The organism is Oryzobacter telluris, assembly GCF_043099285.1.
GTDB classification, from domain to species: domain Bacteria; phylum Actinomycetota; class Actinomycetes; order Actinomycetales; family Dermatophilaceae; genus Oryzobacter; species Oryzobacter telluris.
Map to the genome: position 1 here is coordinate 285772 of NZ_CP170723.1, position 16049 is coordinate 301820.

A 16049-nucleotide genomic window follows, 5' to 3' on the forward strand; every position below is an offset into this window, starting at 1 on the left:
CCACCGGCGGATGTCGGTGGGCGCTCGTAGGTTCGTGGGATGGCAGGAGCACGCACCTGGGTCCTCGTCGCCTCCCGCGACCACGCACGGCGCGGGGTCGCCGACGGGTTCGTCATGGCGAACCACGGCAAGCGGGCGCCGCTGGCCCGCATGTCGCCCGGCGACGGCGTCATCATCTACTCGCCCACCACCACCTTTCCCAAGGGTGAGCCGCTGCGGGCGGTGACGATCGTGGGCGAGGTCACCGGCGACGAGCCCGAGCCCAGCGTGGCGATCCCCGGCGGTTTCCGCCGTCGCGCCGCCCTGAGGGAGATCGCGCCGATCCCGCTCGCCGACATCCGCGACCACCTGCCGATGTCGCGGATCCGGTTCGGGTTCTTCGAGATCGACGCCGCTGATGCCGCCGGCATCCTCGCGCTCGCGAAGGACCTGGCGGCCTGACCTGCCGACGCCCGATGCGCCCGCTCAGGCGGGGTCGTCGAGGAGGCCCTCGGGCGCCCGCATCCGCCACGCGTCGGTGACGAGCTCGGTGAGCCGCTCGAGGTCGACCTCGGGGAGCCGCAGCATCACCAGGGCCGCGTTCTCGTAGCCCGGCGCGGTGAAGAACAGGTCGGGCTCGCCGAGCAGCAGCGCCTGGCGCTCCTCGGCGTCACCGACGAAGAGCACGGCGACGTCGGTGCGGATGCGCCGCGGCTGACCGGGCCGCCGCTCCGGGTACGACCAGACGAACCCGTGCCCACCCACGCGGAAGTCGAACCCCGAGCTGGGGATCTCCACCACGTGCGGCAGCGACAGCGCGAGCAGGCGCACGTCATCGGCATCAGCCACGAGGACCGCCCACGGACCCGACCACCAGCACCCGCCAGAGGCTACCGGCGCCCTCCGACGAGGCCGTGGGACGCAGGGTCAGGCGGCGGTGCGGCTCGCCGCCCGCGACGCCGACGACGACCCCTTCGAGGGGTCGCGACGCAGGTACAGCCACGCGATCACCGCGCACACCAGGCCGTTGATGATGCCCCAGATGACGTCGCTCAGGTGGTGCGCTCCGCGGTAGATGCGGGCGTACGAGACGAGCAGCGGCGCGATGACCGTGAGGGTCACGAGCACGCGGCGCAGCCACGCGTTCTCGATCCGCGCCGCCATCAGCGCGAACGTGATGTACAGCGCCGTCGAGGCGCCGACGTGGCCGCTCGGGTAGCTGGAAGTCGGGGGCGTGGGGTCGAGGCGCTCGACCGGGGGCCGCGCCCGCCCGACGACGTGCGTGGCGATGACGAAGACGGTGGCCTGCAGCGAGATCGCGATGAGCGGCACGACGGCGTACCACCAGCGCTTGGTCCGCCACCAGATGAGCGCCGCCACGATGACCGCGACCCCGATGACGTACTCGGTGTTGCCGATCATCGACATGAACTTCGTGACGGTCTCGCCCGTGGGGGTGCGGCCGTCCTGGAAGTACCGGTTGATGCCGTTCTCCCACTCGCCGAACGGCTGCAGCGGCCCCTTGAGGAGGTAGCCGAACCCGACGATGGCGCCGAACAGCACGATCGCCGGCGGCACGGCGCGCATGCCGAGGTCCTTGAGCGCGTCGGTGAAGGACGGACGGCTCTCGTCGTCCCAGCGGGAGAGGAAGGAGGACATTCAGCGCTCCGAGGGGGTGGGGACGGATGGGGCGGGGTGCTGCTCGAGGTCGGGGTCGTCGACCTCGGTGGGCTTCGGGGGGTTCCAGCCCGAGTAGCCGGCGTACGACGCCAGCGCCAGCCCGGCCCCGGTGAGGACGCCGACGGTGACGTCGCTCGGGAAGTGCACGCCGAGCCACACCCGGTCGAGCGCGGTGAGGAGGACGACGAGCGCGGCGAGCCCGACCATCACGCCCCGCGCGACCCTCGGCTTCACCAGCGGCCACAGCAGGATGACGACGAGCGTCGCCCAGGCGGCGGAGTTCAGGGCGTGCCCCGAGGGGAAGGAGAAGCCGGGCGCCTCGGACACCGGGTCCTCGACGTGCGGGCGCGAGCGCTGGACGACGAGCTTGGCGACCAGCCCGAGGTTCCAGGCGGCCATCATCGTGGCGAAGCACCACCAGGCGCGGGTCCGCAGCCCCTTGCGCAGCCACACCCACAGGCAGAGCAGGGTGCCGACCGCGTAGAGCTTGATCGGCTGGGTGATCTCCTGCCAGGCGATGAGCGCGCTCCGGAAGCCGGGGTGGTCGCGGGTGTACGACGTCGTCGCGTCGATGATGCTGTCGTCGAGCGACTGCATCGGGCCCCACTTGCTGCGCACGAGGTAGCCGACCCCGAACAGGACCACCGCCACCGCTACGGCGAACACCGCGGCCCTCAGGAGGCGACGGGCCCGCGACTTCTGGCGGGTGGGCACGTCGTGGCTGCTCATCCGGTCTTTCTACCGCACGCCGGGACCCCATGGGATGCTGGGGCCGCCATGGCTGACCTCCACGTGACGTCCGCGTCGAACCCGCGCCTGAAGTCCGTCGTCGCCCTGCGGCGGCGCCGGGTGCGCGAGACCGAGGGACGCACCGTCGTCGAGGGCTACGAGGAGCTCGAGCTGGCGCTCGACGCCGGCGTCGTCCCCGAGACCGTGCTCCACTGCCCCGAGCTGATGCTCGACCCCGACCGCCAGTCGGCGCTGGTCTCCCGGGCCCGCGACCTGGGCGCCGGCACCCTGCGCCTGAGCCGTGCGGCCTTCGAGAAGGTGGCCTACCGCGAGGGCCCCGACGGCTTCCTCGCCGTCGTCCCCGTGGCCGGGGTCGCCCTGGCGGACCTCCACCTCCCGCCCGACCCGCTCGTCCTCGTCTGCGAGGGCATCGAGAAGCCGGGCAACCTCGGGGCGATGCTGCGCACGGCGGATGCCGCGGGGGTGGCCGCCGTCATCGCGGCCGACCCGCTCACCGACTGGGGCAACCCCAACATCGTCCGGTCGAGCAAGGGCACGGTGTTCTCCGTCCCGGTGGCCTCCGCCCCGTTGGAGGACGTGCTGACCTGGTTGCGCGACAACGGGATCCGCCTCGTCGCCACCACCCCGGACACCGACGACCTGCACACCTCGGTCACCTACGGCGGCGGCGTCGCCATCGCCGTGGGCACCGAGAAGGACGGCCTCACCGACCGCGCCCTCAAGGCCGCCGACGAGCGCGTCCGCATCCCGATGGCGGGCACGGTCAACTCCCTCAACGCGGCCACCGCGGCGGCCGTCGTCGTCTACGAGGCGGTCCGCCAGCGCTCCTCCTGAGGGAGCCCGCGGCCTCCGCCCAGCACCCCGCGCGAACCGTGTGACGGGTGGTGCTGGAGGAGCGTAAAGCGCGTCACCCCGGGCGTGCAGGAGCCCCTCGGGGGTACCCGGGGCCGTGTCAAGAGCACCCCCTCGCGTGTGCGACCATGAACGGCATGCGAGTTGACCACGTCGTCTATGCGGCAGAGCGCGATGGCCTCAAGGCCACGGCAGCGCGCCTCGCGGAGCGAATCGGCGTCGAGCCGGTCGATGGGGGAGTTCACCCGCGCTTCGGGACGCGCAACATCATCCTTCCGCTGGCCCACGAGCGGTACGTCGAGGTCGTCGAGGTCCTCGACCACCCGGCCAGCGACAAGGCCCCCTTCGGGCAGGCCGTGCGGGCCAGGTCGGAGGCCGGCGGGGGCTGGTTGGGCTGGGTCGTCCAGGTCGACGACATCTCCGAGCAGGAGACCCGCCTGGGCCGCGAGGCCGTCCTCGGCAACCGGCACCGCCCCGACGGGGTCGAGCTGCGCTGGAAGCAGCTCGGCGTCAAGGGCCTGCAGGCCGACCCCCAGCTGCCCTACTTCATCGAGTGGGAGGCGGGTGTCCCGCACCCCTCCGACGACGCGCACACCGAGGTCACCATCGACTCGCTGCAGATCGCGGGCGACCCCGACCGCGTGCGCGACTGGCTGGGCCTGCCCGTCGACTACACCTCGTCGGTCATCGACTTCACCTTCGTCTCCCCGCACGGCACCCCCGGCCTCATGGCCGTGACGTTCGAGACCCCCCAGGGCGAGGTCACCATCTGACCACCGTCTCCTGACGTGACGAGGACCCCGGCCGCTGCGGCCGGGGTCCTCGTGCGTCCGGGCCCGTGATGGCGCTGACGCCGGCGACGGCGTCAGGTGACGGCGTCAGGTGCCTTCCGGGCTCCAGGTGCGCAGCCGCAGGCTGTTGCTCACGACGAGGACGCTCGACAGCGCCATCGCCGCGCCCGCGACCATCGGGTTGAGGACGCCCGCCACCGCGAGCGGGATGGCCGCCACGTTGTAGCCGAAGGCCCACACGAGGTTCATCTTGATGGTGCGCAGCGTGGCCCGCGAGAGCATGATCGCGTCGACCACCGCGGGGAGCTCGGAGCGCAGCAGGACGATGTCGGCGGAGTCGGCCGCGACGTCGGTGCCGCTGCCCATCGCGATGCCGAGGTCGGCCTGGGCCAGTGCCGCGGCGTCGTTGACGCCGTCGCCGACCATGGCCACCACCTTGCCGCGCTTCTGCAGGTCGGCGATCATCGCGTGCTTGTCCTCGGGGCGGACGTCGGCGATGACGCGGCCCACCGGGATGCCGACGTCGCGCGCCACGGTGAGCGCCGCCTGGTCGTGGTCGCCGGTGAGGAGGTAGGCCGGCAGGCCCGCAGCCGCGAGGTCGCGCACCGCCCGCTGCGAGCTGCGGCGCACGGTGTCGGCGACGGTGAACGAGGCGCGGGCGACGCCGTCCCAGCCGACCCAGACGGTGGTGCCGTCGACGGTGGGGCGGGCGAGCTCGCGGGGGACGTCGTCGAAGAGGTCGGCGCGCCCGACGGTGACGACCATGTCCTTGAGGAGGGCGCGGGCGCCGGACCCGGGGAGGGACTCGAAGCCGGTGGCCTTGGGGAGCTTGAGGGCACGACTGCCGGCCGCCGCGACGATGGCGCGGGCCACCGGGTGCTCGCTGCCGGCCTCGACGGCGGCGGCGGCGCGCAGGGCCTGGTCCTTGGGGAGCCGCCCGCTGGTGGCGACGTCGACGAGGGTCATCTCGCCGGTGGTCACGGTGCCGGTCTTGTCGAGGACGACGGCGTCGATGCGGCGGGTGTCCTCGAGGACGTCGGCGCCCTTGATGAGGATGCCGAGCCGCGCGCCGCGCCCCGTACCCACGAGAAGGGCTGTGGGAGTGGCGAGCCCGAGCGCGCAGGGGCAGGCGATGACGAGGACGGAGATCGCGACCTCGAGGGCGCGCCCCGGGTCGCTCGTGGCCGCCCACCAGCCGATGAACGTGGCCAGCGCGATGACGAGGACGACCGGCACGAAGACCGAGGAGACCCGGTCGGCGAGGCGCTGCACGGGGGCCTTGGTCGTCTGGGCCCGCTCCACGAGCCGGGCGATGCCGGCGAGCGTGGTGTCGGAGCCGACGCGCGTGGCCTCCACGGCGAGGCGCCCGTTGGCGTTGATGCTGCCGCCCACGAGCTCGTCGCCGGGGCCGACCTCGACGGGCAGGGACTCGCCCGTGACGAGGGAGGCGTCGACGGCGCTGGTGCCCTCGAGGACGCGGCCGTCGGTGGCGACCTTCTCGCCCGGTCGCACGATGAAGCGGTCGCCGACGGCGAGCTGGTCGACGGGGATGCGGACCTCGGTGGTGACGCGGGTGGTGGGGTCGACGCGCTCGACGGCGACGTCCTTGGCGGCGAGCGTCATCAGGCCGCGCAGGGCGTCGCGGCTGCGGTCGGTGGCGCGCGCCTCCATCCAGCGCCCGGCGAGGAGGAAGGTCGTGACGACCGCCGCGACCTCGAACCAGAGGTGGCCGGTCTCCTGGCCGGCCATCGCCATCCCGGTGCCGGCGCGGCCGGTGACGACGACGGCGACCGAGGACAGGTAGGCGGCCAGCACGCCGATCGACACGAGGGTGTCCATCGTGGAGGCGAGGTGGCGGGCGTTGAGCGCGGCGGCGCGGTGGAACGGCCAGGCCGCCCAGAGCACCACGGGGGTGGCGAGGACGAGCTGCACCCACGGGCTCGCCGGGAAGTCCAGGCCCGGAACCATCGCGAGGACGAGGACCGGCACCGTGAGCACGGCCGAGACCATGGCGCGGCGCTTGAGGGCGTCGCCCGCTGCAACGGCGTGGTCGAGGTGGTTGTCGTGGGAGGCGTGCTCGGTGTGGTCGTCGTGGGTCGCGGTGGTGGCGCTGTGGTCGCCGTGGTGCTGGGTCGGCCCCTCGGCCGCCGGCGTGGTCGGCTCGATGGAGGAGGCGAGCTGCGGGACCGCAGCGGCAGGTGCCGCGGACGACACATCCGTGAGCGACAGCATCCGGATCGGCTGGTGCACCGGTGTGCCCCCGCGCCCGGCGACCTCGGCCCCGTACCCGGTGGAGCGGACGGTCTTGAGCAGGTCCTCGACCGTGACCGGGTCGGCGTAGCGGACGGTGGCCTTCTCGGTGGCGAGGTTGACGACGGCGTCGACGCCCTCGAGCTTGCCGAGCTTGTTCTCGATCCGCGCGGAGCAGGAGGCGCACGTCATCCCGGTGATGGCGAGGTCGACCTCGTGGACCTCGTCGGCGGGGCGGTCGGTGGTCTGGGTCATGTCAGCTCCTCACGAGGCGCGCGATGGCGGCGCTGGCCTCGGCGACCTTGGCGGCCGCGGCGTCGTCGGACTCGCGCGCGGCGTCGACGACGCAGTGGGCGATGTGCTCCTCGAGCAGGCCCAGGCTCACGGCCTGGAGGGCGCGGGTCACGGCGCTGACCTGGGTGAGGACGTCGATGCAGTACGCCTCCTCCTCGACCATCCGCGCGATGCCGCGGACCTGGCCCTCGATGCGGCGCAGCCGCTTGAGGTGGTCGTCCTTGTGGTCGGAGTACCCGGGGTGGGTCATCGTCTGCTCGTTCACGGCCATGCCAACAGCATACCCCCAAGGGGTATTCCCGCCACCGGGCGGGGTCAGCCCAGGTGCTCCTTGACGAGCTTCTTCGGCGCGCGGGTGGCCCAGGCGTCGGTGACCACCTCGGCGAGCTCGACGTACTCGAGCTCGGGGAGGTCGCGCTCGCGGAGCAGGACGTAGTCGTAGCCGTCGAAGTGCGTCGTGGTGAACCAGGGCGGGCCGGTCTGGAGGATGGCCTGCTTGTCCTCCGGCCCGGGCACGACGACGGCGATGACGTCGGGCAGCACCTCGCCGGTGTCGGGGTCGACGGCGTCCTTGCGCGGCCCGCGCCACAGGAGGAACTTCTTGCCCCGCACGGCGTAGGCGGGGTGCTCGGCGGTGCCGTCGTTGGACACCTCGGGCAGCGCCATCGCGAGGGCGTCGACGTCCTCGCGGGAGAGCGGGAGCGGTTCGGAGCCGGCCATGGGTCCACGGTGTCACATCGTGGTGGTGGGGTGGGGCAGGCACCTCGGGCCGGGCGGGCTGGGTGGCCGGTAGCGTCGGGCGGGTGGAGAGGGAGCGGTGCGAGCTGGCTGACGTCGTCGGCGCGTGGGCGCGCGGCTGGGCGCGGGCGCGCGGGGTTCGTCCTGTTGAGGTGCGGCCCGGGGTGTGGTGGGCGCGGCTCGATGCCGAGAGCCGACGCGAGGAGTACGTGCTGGCCTCGCCGTCGGTGGCCGATCTTGCTGTGCTCGCTGCGGAGCACCGTGCCGACGACCGGGTGTGGGTGACGGCGATGCCGCCGCCCGCCGAGGTGCCTTCGGGGTTGGACGTGCTCGCGCACGCCGAGGCGCTGATGTCGCGGCCCTTGGATGACGTTGGCGCGCCGTTCCGCCCCGGCCTGGTGGCCGAGCACCTGCACGACGACCCGTCGGTGGTGCACGTGTCCTACCGTGTCGACGACGAGCAGGCGGCGCGGGGAGTCGTCTCCGTCATCGGCGAGGTCGCGGTGTTCGACAAGATCCTCACCGAGGACGCCTTCCGCCGGCAGGGCTTGGGCCGCGACGTCATGACCGCCCTGACGCTCGAGGCGCTCTCGCGTGGGGCCACCCGGGCCCTGCTCGTCGCCAGCCCGGAGGGTCAGGCGCTGTACGGCGCCCTCGGCTGGAGCACGGTCCAGCCGGTCCACACCTTCGCCCCGAACTGAAATCGTGGGGCTTCCCGCCGGGCCGGCGATCGGGCACGCTGGGTGGATGGGTTCCGGTCGTCTGGAAGGGGTGTCGAGGTGGAGATCGAGCGGCAGGAGATCGTCGACCAGCTCCGCGGTCGCAACGAGGACGAGGCCGCCGACCGCGCGGAGGCTGAGCTCCCCGATGTCGTCGACACCGACGAGCACGCGGACCTGCTCCATCGGCTCGGGATCAACCCCGCCGACCTGCTCTTCGGTATCGGCGGAACCTTCGGCTGACGCTGGGAAGTCGGGCTGCGTGTCGGCGCGGAGGCCGCAGCGAAACCTGGGCTGGGACCCCGCCGCCGCGGCCCGGCAGATCTACCCTTGAGGCATGAACACCGTGCATCTCACCGACGAGGAGTTGGAGATCGCGCGCCACGGGATGACCGCCTATCTCCACAGTTTCGGACACGACGAGGCTGACACCGTCATCCTCATCCGGGCGGTTCTCGCCCGACTCGCCGCCGCCCAGCCCGACCTCCTGGCCCCCGCCGCAGTTGGCTGAACAGCGGCTCGATCCACCTCCGACGAGGGCAGACGTGCCGGTCGAGGGTCAGGCGCTGGACGCGCGGTGCAACCGGAGGTAGTGCTCCATCCTCCAGCGCGCGAGCATCCTCCGCTGGATGCCCCCGGCAGCGGCCAAGGGCTCGTCCGCGCTGACGATGGTCGGTTCGCTCACGGCGTGCGCGACGCCCTTCCACCGCACGGTCCCGCCGCCCGCCGCCTGGAGGTTGCGCACCCAGTCGGTGCCGGAGCCCCAGGGCAGCGCGACAAACAGCGAGTCAGTCGTGGACGCCGCGATGGCGATGGGCGTCGTGTAGCTCTTGCCGCTCTTGCGTCCGCGGTGCTCGGCCGTCGCCCAGAGCGGGAAGAACCTGGAGCCTGCGGCCATGACGGCGACCCGGTTGAACTTCTGCGCCCCAGCAGGGGGGCGCTTGGCGTTGGTGGCCACCCACACATCCTGCGCCCGTGAACCGCCCATCGGCCAGCCCTGAACCAGGAGCCGCCGGACCCCGTGCGGAGCAAACTACCAACCGGACATGCGGATGTGCGGGAGCTGGAGGCATGCGTCTCTTCGCCCACGTTGGGGGATGAAGCTCAGCGCCCACTTGCCCGCCAGCGTCGTCGCCCAATGGACCGTTGACGCAGATGGCTCACAACGGCTTGCCCTCGACCTGGTCTGCCAGCGATGCGAGTTCCTCTGACATCGTTCGAAGAGCCGATGCAAGGTCACCGGTCTTGACGGAGACCTTGTCTTCGGCATCGACACCGTAGAACGGTTCGTCGTCAACGAACTCACGCAAGCGTTGCTTTACCCCGCCGGTGATGGACGCTAGTTCATCTTCCATTGGGGCCATCGCGGCGGTCGCCACCGAAAGCCACTCCTCGTGCCGAGACGCCGCATCCTGAATAGCTAGCCAGACCAACGCCAGCACGGCCCGCCGAGTCAGCTGCTCGAGCAAGAGGGCCTTCAGAACCAACGGGGCTCGGGCCTCTTCAGCCGCACCCAGGCCATCTGCGTACCTCTGGAGCCGGGTAAATCTCCAAGGCCGGTCATCACCTAGCATGTCTAGGCCGGAGAAGACTAGGTCCAAGTCGTAGGCCGGGATCTCTCCGGGAAAACTCCGTCGAGCGCGCCAAACCTTCAGGATTGTCTCGACAATCTCCAACCGCTGCGCAAGGGTTACCGCATCTTCATGGTCGAAGGCGGTTACGAGGGCGGCGAGGTGATGTGCCATCCATTGAGCCGTCAAATCGTGGTCATCACAGCCTGCGGCAAGCTTCCGACCGAGTTCGAGCGCAGCTTCAGTACTCGGTCCACCCTCCATCCGGAGCGATGAGATAAACCTTTGAGGACCAGTCGATCCATCCGAGTTCATCGGATTCCTTTCGTTCATAAGACGATCTACGTACGTCCCGTCGCAAGTTCACTTGAACGACCAAGGTCATGTCGACCTCGGTCAGGACCTTCGTGAGGAACTCCGAATCCACGGCCAACTGTTGGCCACTCGTTCCGCTTCGGTAGTCGCGATTGCGCTGCTCGGTGTCATCCCAGACCAGGCTGCGAAACACCTCTGTATCCCCGTTGGTCCACGCTCGAAGATCGCAGTCGCCCACGAGCCCGAAGCGGTCGACGATATCGGTTCCGGGGCGGGAGGGCGGGAAGACGACGTTCCTCCCGATCTCGTCATGCTGGTCTATCGACTCTTGGAAGGACGATGTATCGATCCACGGAACTAGCCGAAACAACGATCCAGCCCCGTAGCTGTCCCCGTACTCGTCACCGACGTCGTCCGTAGTGGGGAGGCGCGCGTGGCCCCCCAGCACATTCGTTTGCAGCGCAGCGAGGTAAGAAGGAGCGGTCACATGTGGGATCAATGCACTAGAAACGCTGACCTCTTCGGCCATTGCATCGAACGTTGTGTCATAGGAGGCATGAACCACGATCCAATCGGTGCCTTGGCGAACTACGGATTCAAACGCCGCGGGCGCCAAAGACCACCTCCAGGTGTCGCTCGAACGGCCCGCGATACGCAGTTCGGGCGAGGGCACGGGAGGCGCGTCTCTCCGGTCCGATAGCCAGCGGCCATCGCGTCGCTTCGGCAAGAAATCGTTGAGCCAGGATGTGTATTCATCGAGTTGAGACTCTGGCTCCTTGAACGCCTTCAGCGTCTGCGCAAGGTCAGCACCAAGCGTCAGGAGGGAATGCACCGCGGAGTAGAACGAGAAGTCCTCTTCTTGGGGCCAGCTTCGATGGTCAGCGTATGAACCGCCGTCCCCGAACACGCCCGCGTCGTGGCGCGGGTCTCTTGCGTCGTCGTCATACCCGGTGAGGTCCAAGGCGATGGCCTCCGCCTTCTCAGCCAAGACCTGCTCCGTCGTTCCAAACGCCCGGGCGAGGGCTCCCGCCCAGTACTGCTGGAAGTCAAAGAAGAACGGGTAACCGCCGCCTTGCGAGTCTATGTCGGCCATGCCTTGGAAGGGGTCCCTCCGTGTCCGCCTCTCCCGCCAGTCCAGCTCCTCCCACTCCGCTAGCACGCGGCGGGACAGTCGGGTCGCCGATGCCAGCGTTGGTTCGACTGTGCCGTTCTCGGACAGAATTCGGAGCGTCCGCTGAGCCAAGACCTGGTTGGCCGCATGGGGTGGACCATCGAGCACATTGAGAATCCAGGGAACAAACCGATCTAAGAGATCCGCGCCTGGCTCCGGTGCCGCCCGCTCGAGTGCAAATAGCAGCCACATCCGCGAATGGAGCTCATATCTGGGGAATCGGGCGTCATGGAACGGACTAGGGTCGTTCGTTCCGTCAGCGAACCTGGCGAGTTCGGTAAGCGTGCTTTCGTCGCCGATCTGCACCAACAGCAGCACCACGTGTGCGGCCTGCCATCGGCGAGCAATTGCAGCGTCCCCTAGGGCCGCCCAGATCAGGCCGGCAAGGCCCACGGCTAGCTCGTCGGGAGCCTTAGGGACGTTGCTCCACACGCCGTCTGCCGCTGTGGCAGGCGGCGCAAGGTCGTCGAATAGGGCGGCGAGCGCGTCGAACACGAGTCGCGCCTGTGCGGCGTCGAGTGTACGAGCGAGGTGAGATGCCAAGCTGAAGTATTCCTCATATTTCAGCGTGTGCGCCTTGTCGCCCAGCTGAACGAACCCAGTTTCAAGAATGGATTCCCTCGATACCCCGGCTGCCGCGGCGAAGTTGGTCAACTCGGTACGGTCGTACCAGCGCGTTGCGATGTCCGCCGCGAACCGGTGGGCAAACTCGGCTACCAGGTATGCGATCGACGCATTCAGGCCGGCGCTTGGAGTCTGCTCCGATGCGTAGGTCGCCGCGACAACGAAGTCCTCTTCGCGCGCCTCGAGCGAGTCGGCCAGCGCTCGGACGGCATCGGCCAGCTTCGCGGGATTCCTCCGCAGTGCTCGACGAACGACCTTCCGACGAACGTCGGAGTACCACTTTGCTTTTGCGAAAGCGCCGTCCCAACCTTCAGGAGCGGTGAAGTCGAAGCGCTTGACTATCTTCGAGGGCTTCGGAACCCTTGATTGATGCCAACTTAGGGACGTGCTTCTACTGTTGTCTTCCCGCGCCACTTCACCGGAGCGCCGGGCATGTTTGATGAATTCGGAGTAGATGGCGTTTAGATGGTCCACTTGTTGCGCTGGAATTTGCTGGACCACTGCCGCCCATTGGTTCGGGGCTCCCAACGCGGTGACGGCAAGCGCCCCGATGGGCCCATCCGTTTTCGAAGCGCTCGTCATTATTGGACTCAGTAGACGGTCGAACGACAAGCCTCGTCGGTCTCGCTGTCTCGACGCGGCCGCGTAGTAGCTCGGAGGGTGCATGCTAAAAAGCGGTTCGGCGACCCGCGAAACGTCTGTTCCTTCGCCGGAGTTGAGAATCTCGCCAATCTGAAGGAGTCGGTACGCCCGCTCTGGTTCCGCGCCGCTTGAGAGTTGATGAGCAGTGTTCGTGAGGGCGTACCAACGCGCAGGCAGGTCGTCGCCCACGAGTTTTGCCTCTGCGTCGGCGATGTTGAAGATGGCGCGTGCCTCGGTTTCACTCGTCGCCAGGATTGCGCGTGCCAGTTCGACGAGCTCATCAACGCGCATGTCTGCGTTGGTTCGGTCCTTCTGAGCCGCATTTAGGGCTCGGTTCACTGCCGCGATCGCGAACTCCGCCAGCGCAGTGTCGCGGGCTGAACACCTGATGGCAGTGAGTTGGGAACGTCCGAGCGCCTCTCCTGTCGCCTCGTGCCAGGCTCCGAACTGACTGGTGATTGCGGGATCAGGGACGATACTCAGAATCCGAATTGCAAAGTCTGCGGAGGCGTTGAGGCGAACGAACGGCTTTTCGTATCGATGCGCCACCACAAAGTCGCCCGCGGAGAGCGCTGCGAGTTCTTGCCTGACGGGCTCGACGGGCCCGTCAAGCACTGCGTTAACTAGGCAGGTAGCCCAAGGAAGAAGTTGAGGAATGTTCTCCTTGAATGAGCGGGTGTCCCGATCATCGAGCGATGGGTCTTTCGAAAGGCGCTTCATGAGCTCCGGGCTCACGAGGCCCTCCAGACCCAGGGGGTTTCCGGAGAGACGTGCTCTGAGCGCATGGCCGAGAATGCAGCTGGTAGGTAACAGGCCGGACCAGTGCTCGCCGGCGTGATTCCCGAGGGGTACGAGGTGAACATCGAGGATGCGGAGTGCTTCTGAGTTCGTCACGGCGGCGAGGCGGACGGCGTGCAGCATCGCCCACGCAACACCCCGAAGGTCTTTGTCGAATAGGTAGCTCCCCCGCTCATGCACGAAGGGCTTCTCGCGCGCGCTCAGCATCTCCGCGAGCGCATGGGTGGCACCGTCCGAGGGGGCCACGCAGTAGTCGAACATCGTCTCGATGACGCCGAGTTGGATGTGCTTCCTCGATGCGGCAAGAACCACTAACTCGGACAGTTCGTCGGTCCGGCCGGCGTCCGCGAGCCGAGAGGCGAACTTGGCGCTAACTTCGCGTACGAAGTCGCTGGGCCGCCAGCCGGCGAGAAACCGAACTCCGGCGCCGGCGCCATCGAGATTGGTGATGGCAAGGGCGAGAGAGGCAATCTCGTCGGAGGTGATCTCTGCATGAAGGTCACGGCGTGCGGATTTGTCCAGCTGGAGGATTGCGCCAATTGTGCCGTATGAGGCGGTGAAGCGGGCACGACCAATGTCACGACGATCCTCCAGACTCGACAGCATTAAAGCTTCGACATGGAGATTTGAACCGGGCCAGTCAGCGGTGAGCTCGCGCCCACTGCACAAGGCGTCGACAACGTCCCGATCGAGGAACCTGGCAGCGATGTCGGGGTTGGATCGGAGCAACTTCATACGGCGTGCGTGTCCGGAGGAAAGGGTGCCCGCCTTCACTGCCAAGAGCGCTGCGTCACTGTTACGCCTCGCTCGCAACGCGGCTCCCAAGGCGAACCGTGCACGCGCTCGCGCAATTTCCTGTGCCTGCAGGTCATCGATCTCGGCCGGAAGCCCTTCGTCGGACAGCGCCAGCTGTACTAGCTCATCGACCATACGGGCTTCAAACAGCAACTGGGGCAGCACAGTAGCGATGTAGGGCGAGTCAGCCGAGTGCGGAATCACCCGGGTCGCGAAGTCGCGCATCTCAGAGGAGTCAAGGCTGTGGTTGTTGGTGAACCACGTCTCGGTTGGTTCGTCACGGAACTGCAGCGCGTTGTTGGTGAGATGAAGCCCTCTGCCGAGCGCGACTGCGAAGCTGCGTATCGCGTCTTCGCTGACGTCGGTGACCTTCGCGAGATCAGAAAGTGGAATGGTCGGATGCATGGTGGCGAGCGCTTGGCACAAACGCTTCAGTTCGTTAGGGAGCAGGTGCCCTTGGGTCGCAACTTTCTGCACCTGTTCTGCAAGCAGGGTGTCGAGGGGCTCCCCCGGTCGTTTGGTGGCAATTTGTAGCGCTGAGACTGCCTCGGCCGCCGTATGCGCACCTTCCATCGCCATCGCCTGAACTCGTGGGTTGCCGGTACTCAGCGTATGGAACTGAGCACCGTGGGCCTCCGATGCCGCGGGAAAGTGAGTCCGCAGGTGGGCCAGTGTTTGGAGTGGATTGAAACCGGTCAAGGGGATCTCGCGGGCGCTGTCGTGTAGTTCCAACAGTTCTTTGCGCTCGGGGCGGCACAGTGCAACTAAACGAAATCCTGTGGGCCAATCGATGTCGAACAGGTCGGCCACGAATGAGCGTTCATCGAACTTTGCAGCCGCCATCACAGCGTTATCCGCAGCGTCAATAACTATGGTGAGGAACGATCCTGCCTTTGCATCTGCCAGGTGTTCGCACGCCTGACGGACCTTGTTCGCGAACGCACGAACGTAGTCTCCGTGATCCGCGATCTGCGACGGGATCAGAGCGGAGCTGAGACCCTTGCTTGCTAGTTCATTCGCCATCTGGGTTAGTGCCACTTTGTGCCCGTGCCGTCGCTGACTGATTTGGCGGTAGTCGCCACCCGCAAAGCAGTCGAAGACTAGGGTCACGGAGTCGTTGGACAGTTCATCCTTCAGCATTCCGGTAAAGATGGACTTTCCAACGCCACCGTGTGCGGTAAGAAGCAGTTTAGTTTCAACGCCAGCGCGAAGGATGGCAGCCACATTGTCGACGTCTGACGTTCGGATCACGTGTTTGAGGTCTTCGAAGGCAGGCATTGCGGGAAACAGCTGATCCTCGGTCGTACGGAGAGTGACGAGCAGGTCGTGGCGCGTGAGGGTGTTCGACTTGACCTCGAATGTCGCCATGCGAGACACCTGATTCATAAGGTCTGCGAGCTCGGACCCGGTGCCGCCGCCCGGGATGTAGCTCTTCAGCTCGTCGGCCAGAATGCGTTCAACATCGACCACTCCGGCAGTGCCATCTTCGACCGTGAACTGCTGAAAAAACTGCTTCTCTGCGTTCGTACCGGCCCCGAGCCCGAGGGCATCTCGGAGGTACTGGCCCTCGGTCTGATGAGTCAGCGGTTGCCCCCCCGCCAGGTCCAGCAGGGATTGGCGAACCTTGTGGTTGAGGGGCCTGTTCGTTACGAAGCTGAACTCGACACCGTCGGCCTCATCGTCGGCCAATGCGGAGCGATAGATTTGCGCGAACTTGCTCAGGGTGTTGGAGAGTCCAGAGCCTGTGAGTGGTTCGTCGATTCGAAGCGAGGAGTGCTTCAGTTGGTGGTACCGGATACGAGTAGGTGGTGCGTCCGGGCTCGGACCGAAGTACTCAGCGACATCGATGATTTCCTCGCCCGGGACGGTCTCTTCGGGCGCAGGTCCTTCAATGCTGATCGCTTGGAGGTTGCTGGTCGAATCGAGAAGCCGCAGCGCGCGGAGGGAAGCCCAAAGGTAGTGAAATCGATCGCCACTTCGTGATGCGCGAACAGTGTCAGCGGCAGCCATAGGTTGACCCAACTCCTTCGCTGACGGATGCTTCTCGGGATCGGCGTAGCAGAGGGTGGTGTGACCACCT

The 16049-nt window shown here is 67.6% G+C and carries 15 protein-coding genes; 6 read left to right on the top strand and 9 right to left on the bottom strand.

Annotated features, from left to right (window positions below; genetic code table 11):
* The first annotated feature begins 39 nt into the window (after window positions 1-39).
* Window positions 40-441, top strand: a complete 402-nt coding sequence (locus ACFLFB_RS01310) for an EVE domain-containing protein (protein ID WP_392543903.1) — start codon at window positions 40-42, stop codon at window positions 439-441.
* A gap of 24 nt (window positions 442-465) precedes the next feature.
* Here ACFLFB_RS01310 and ACFLFB_RS01315 read toward each other — a convergent pair whose 3' ends face one another.
* From ACFLFB_RS01315 to ACFLFB_RS01325, 3 genes are all read right to left on the bottom strand, one after another.
* Window positions 466-828: an MmcQ/YjbR family DNA-binding protein gene (locus ACFLFB_RS01315; RefSeq protein WP_392543904.1), complete on the bottom strand. Its 363-nt coding sequence runs from the start codon at window positions 826-828 to the stop codon at window positions 466-468.
* Between the two features lie 78 nt (window positions 829-906).
* The gene (locus tag ACFLFB_RS01320) at window positions 907-1638 is read right to left on the bottom strand and encodes a phosphatase PAP2 family protein (RefSeq protein WP_392543905.1); all 732 of its coding nucleotides are present in this window, start codon (window positions 1636-1638) and stop codon (window positions 907-909) included.
* The gene (locus tag ACFLFB_RS01325) at window positions 1639-2388 is read right to left on the bottom strand and encodes a phosphatase PAP2 family protein (RefSeq protein ID WP_392543906.1); all 750 of its coding nucleotides are present in this window, start codon (window positions 2386-2388) and stop codon (window positions 1639-1641) included.
* Between the two features lie 48 nt (window positions 2389-2436).
* Between ACFLFB_RS01325 and ACFLFB_RS01330 the strand changes: the two genes are divergently transcribed.
* Entirely contained in the window at window positions 2437-3243 is an 807-nt protein-coding gene (locus ACFLFB_RS01330) for a TrmH family RNA methyltransferase (RefSeq protein WP_392543907.1), read from the top strand.
* A gap of 155 nt (window positions 3244-3398) precedes the next feature.
* The gene (locus tag ACFLFB_RS01335) at window positions 3399-4034 is read left to right on the top strand and encodes a VOC family protein (RefSeq protein WP_392543908.1); all 636 of its coding nucleotides are present in this window, start codon (window positions 3399-3401) and stop codon (window positions 4032-4034) included.
* 105 nt (window positions 4035-4139) lie between these two features.
* On the opposite strand, the gene ACFLFB_RS01340 is transcribed toward ACFLFB_RS01335, so the two are convergent.
* Genes ACFLFB_RS01340 through ACFLFB_RS01350 form a run of 3 tightly spaced genes read right to left on the bottom strand, consistent with a single transcriptional unit; the run spans window position 4140 to window position 7316 of the window.
* The gene (locus tag ACFLFB_RS01340; RefSeq protein WP_392543909.1) at window positions 4140-6557 is read right to left on the bottom strand and encodes a heavy metal translocating P-type ATPase; all 2418 of its coding nucleotides are present in this window, start codon (window positions 6555-6557) and stop codon (window positions 4140-4142) included.
* Window position 6558: 1 nt separating this feature from the next.
* The gene (locus ACFLFB_RS01345) at window positions 6559-6867 is read right to left on the bottom strand and encodes a metal-sensitive transcriptional regulator (protein WP_392543910.1); all 309 of its coding nucleotides are present in this window, start codon (window positions 6865-6867) and stop codon (window positions 6559-6561) included.
* Between the two features lie 44 nt (window positions 6868-6911).
* Window positions 6912-7316 carry a hypothetical protein gene (locus ACFLFB_RS01350; protein WP_392543911.1) on the bottom strand — a complete coding sequence of 135 codons (405 nt, stop codon included), beginning with the start codon at window positions 7314-7316 and terminating at the stop codon, window positions 6912-6914.
* 83 nt (window positions 7317-7399) lie between these two features.
* Here ACFLFB_RS01350 and ACFLFB_RS01355 point away from each other — a divergent pair, with 83 nt between their 5' ends.
* From ACFLFB_RS01355 to ACFLFB_RS01365, 3 genes are all read left to right on the top strand, one after another.
* Window positions 7400-8035 (top strand): GNAT family N-acetyltransferase, encoded by a 636-nt coding sequence (locus tag ACFLFB_RS01355; protein WP_392543912.1) that lies wholly within the window; start codon window positions 7400-7402, stop codon window positions 8033-8035.
* Between the two features lie 78 nt (window positions 8036-8113).
* Window positions 8114-8296, top strand: a complete 183-nt coding sequence (locus tag ACFLFB_RS01360) for a hypothetical protein (protein WP_392543913.1) — start codon at window positions 8114-8116, stop codon at window positions 8294-8296.
* A gap of 94 nt (window positions 8297-8390) precedes the next feature.
* On the top strand, window positions 8391-8564 hold the full coding sequence (locus tag ACFLFB_RS01365) for a hypothetical protein (protein WP_392543914.1): 174 nt from the start codon (window positions 8391-8393) through the stop codon (window positions 8562-8564).
* 48 nt (window positions 8565-8612) lie between these two features.
* Here the strand turns inward: ACFLFB_RS01365 and ACFLFB_RS01370 are convergent, their stop codons facing one another.
* The 3 genes from ACFLFB_RS01370 to ACFLFB_RS01380 form a co-directional block, all read right to left on the bottom strand.
* Window positions 8613-9011, bottom strand: a complete 399-nt coding sequence (locus ACFLFB_RS01370) for a nitroreductase family deazaflavin-dependent oxidoreductase (protein WP_392543915.1) — start codon at window positions 9009-9011, stop codon at window positions 8613-8615.
* A 202-nt stretch (window positions 9012-9213) separates the two neighbouring features.
* Window positions 9214-9798, bottom strand: coding sequence for a hypothetical protein (locus ACFLFB_RS01375; RefSeq protein ID WP_392543916.1), 585 nt, complete (start codon window positions 9796-9798; stop codon window positions 9214-9216).
* A gap of 67 nt (window positions 9799-9865) precedes the next feature.
* A complete protein-coding gene (locus ACFLFB_RS01380; protein ID WP_392543917.1) occupies window positions 9866-15979 on the bottom strand; it encodes a hypothetical protein in 6114 nt (2037 codons plus the stop codon).
* Between the last annotated feature and the right edge of the window lie 70 nt (window positions 15980-16049).

Coding starts and splice junctions, on each gene's coding strand:
- ACFLFB_RS01330 (WP_392543907.1), top strand. CDS start 2,437: ATGGCTGACCTCCACGTGACGTCCGCGTCGAACCCGCGCCTGAAGTCC.
- ACFLFB_RS01325 (WP_392543906.1), bottom strand. CDS start 2,388: ATGAGCAGCCACGACGTGCCCACCCGCCAGAAGTCGCGGGCCCGTCGC.
- ACFLFB_RS01380 (WP_392543917.1), bottom strand. CDS start 15,979: ATGGCTGCCGCTGACACTGTTCGCGCATCACGAAGTGGCGATCGATTT.
- ACFLFB_RS01365 (WP_392543914.1), top strand. CDS start 8,391: ATGAACACCGTGCATCTCACCGACGAGGAGTTGGAGATCGCGCGCCAC.
- ACFLFB_RS01345 (WP_392543910.1), bottom strand. CDS start 6,867: ATGGCCGTGAACGAGCAGACGATGACCCACCCCGGGTACTCCGACCAC.
- ACFLFB_RS01320 (WP_392543905.1), bottom strand. CDS start 1,638: ATGTCCTCCTTCCTCTCCCGCTGGGACGACGAGAGCCGTCCGTCCTTC.
- ACFLFB_RS01350 (WP_392543911.1), bottom strand. CDS start 7,316: ATGGCCGGCTCCGAACCGCTCCCGCTCTCCCGCGAGGACGTCGACGCC.
- ACFLFB_RS01310 (WP_392543903.1), top strand. CDS start 40: ATGGCAGGAGCACGCACCTGGGTCCTCGTCGCCTCCCGCGACCACGCA.
- ACFLFB_RS01375 (WP_392543916.1), bottom strand. CDS start 9,798: ATGGCACATCACCTCGCCGCCCTCGTAACCGCCTTCGACCATGAAGAT.
- ACFLFB_RS01335 (WP_392543908.1), top strand. CDS start 3,399: ATGCGAGTTGACCACGTCGTCTATGCGGCAGAGCGCGATGGCCTCAAG.
- ACFLFB_RS01340 (WP_392543909.1), bottom strand. CDS start 6,557: ATGACCCAGACCACCGACCGCCCCGCCGACGAGGTCCACGAGGTCGAC.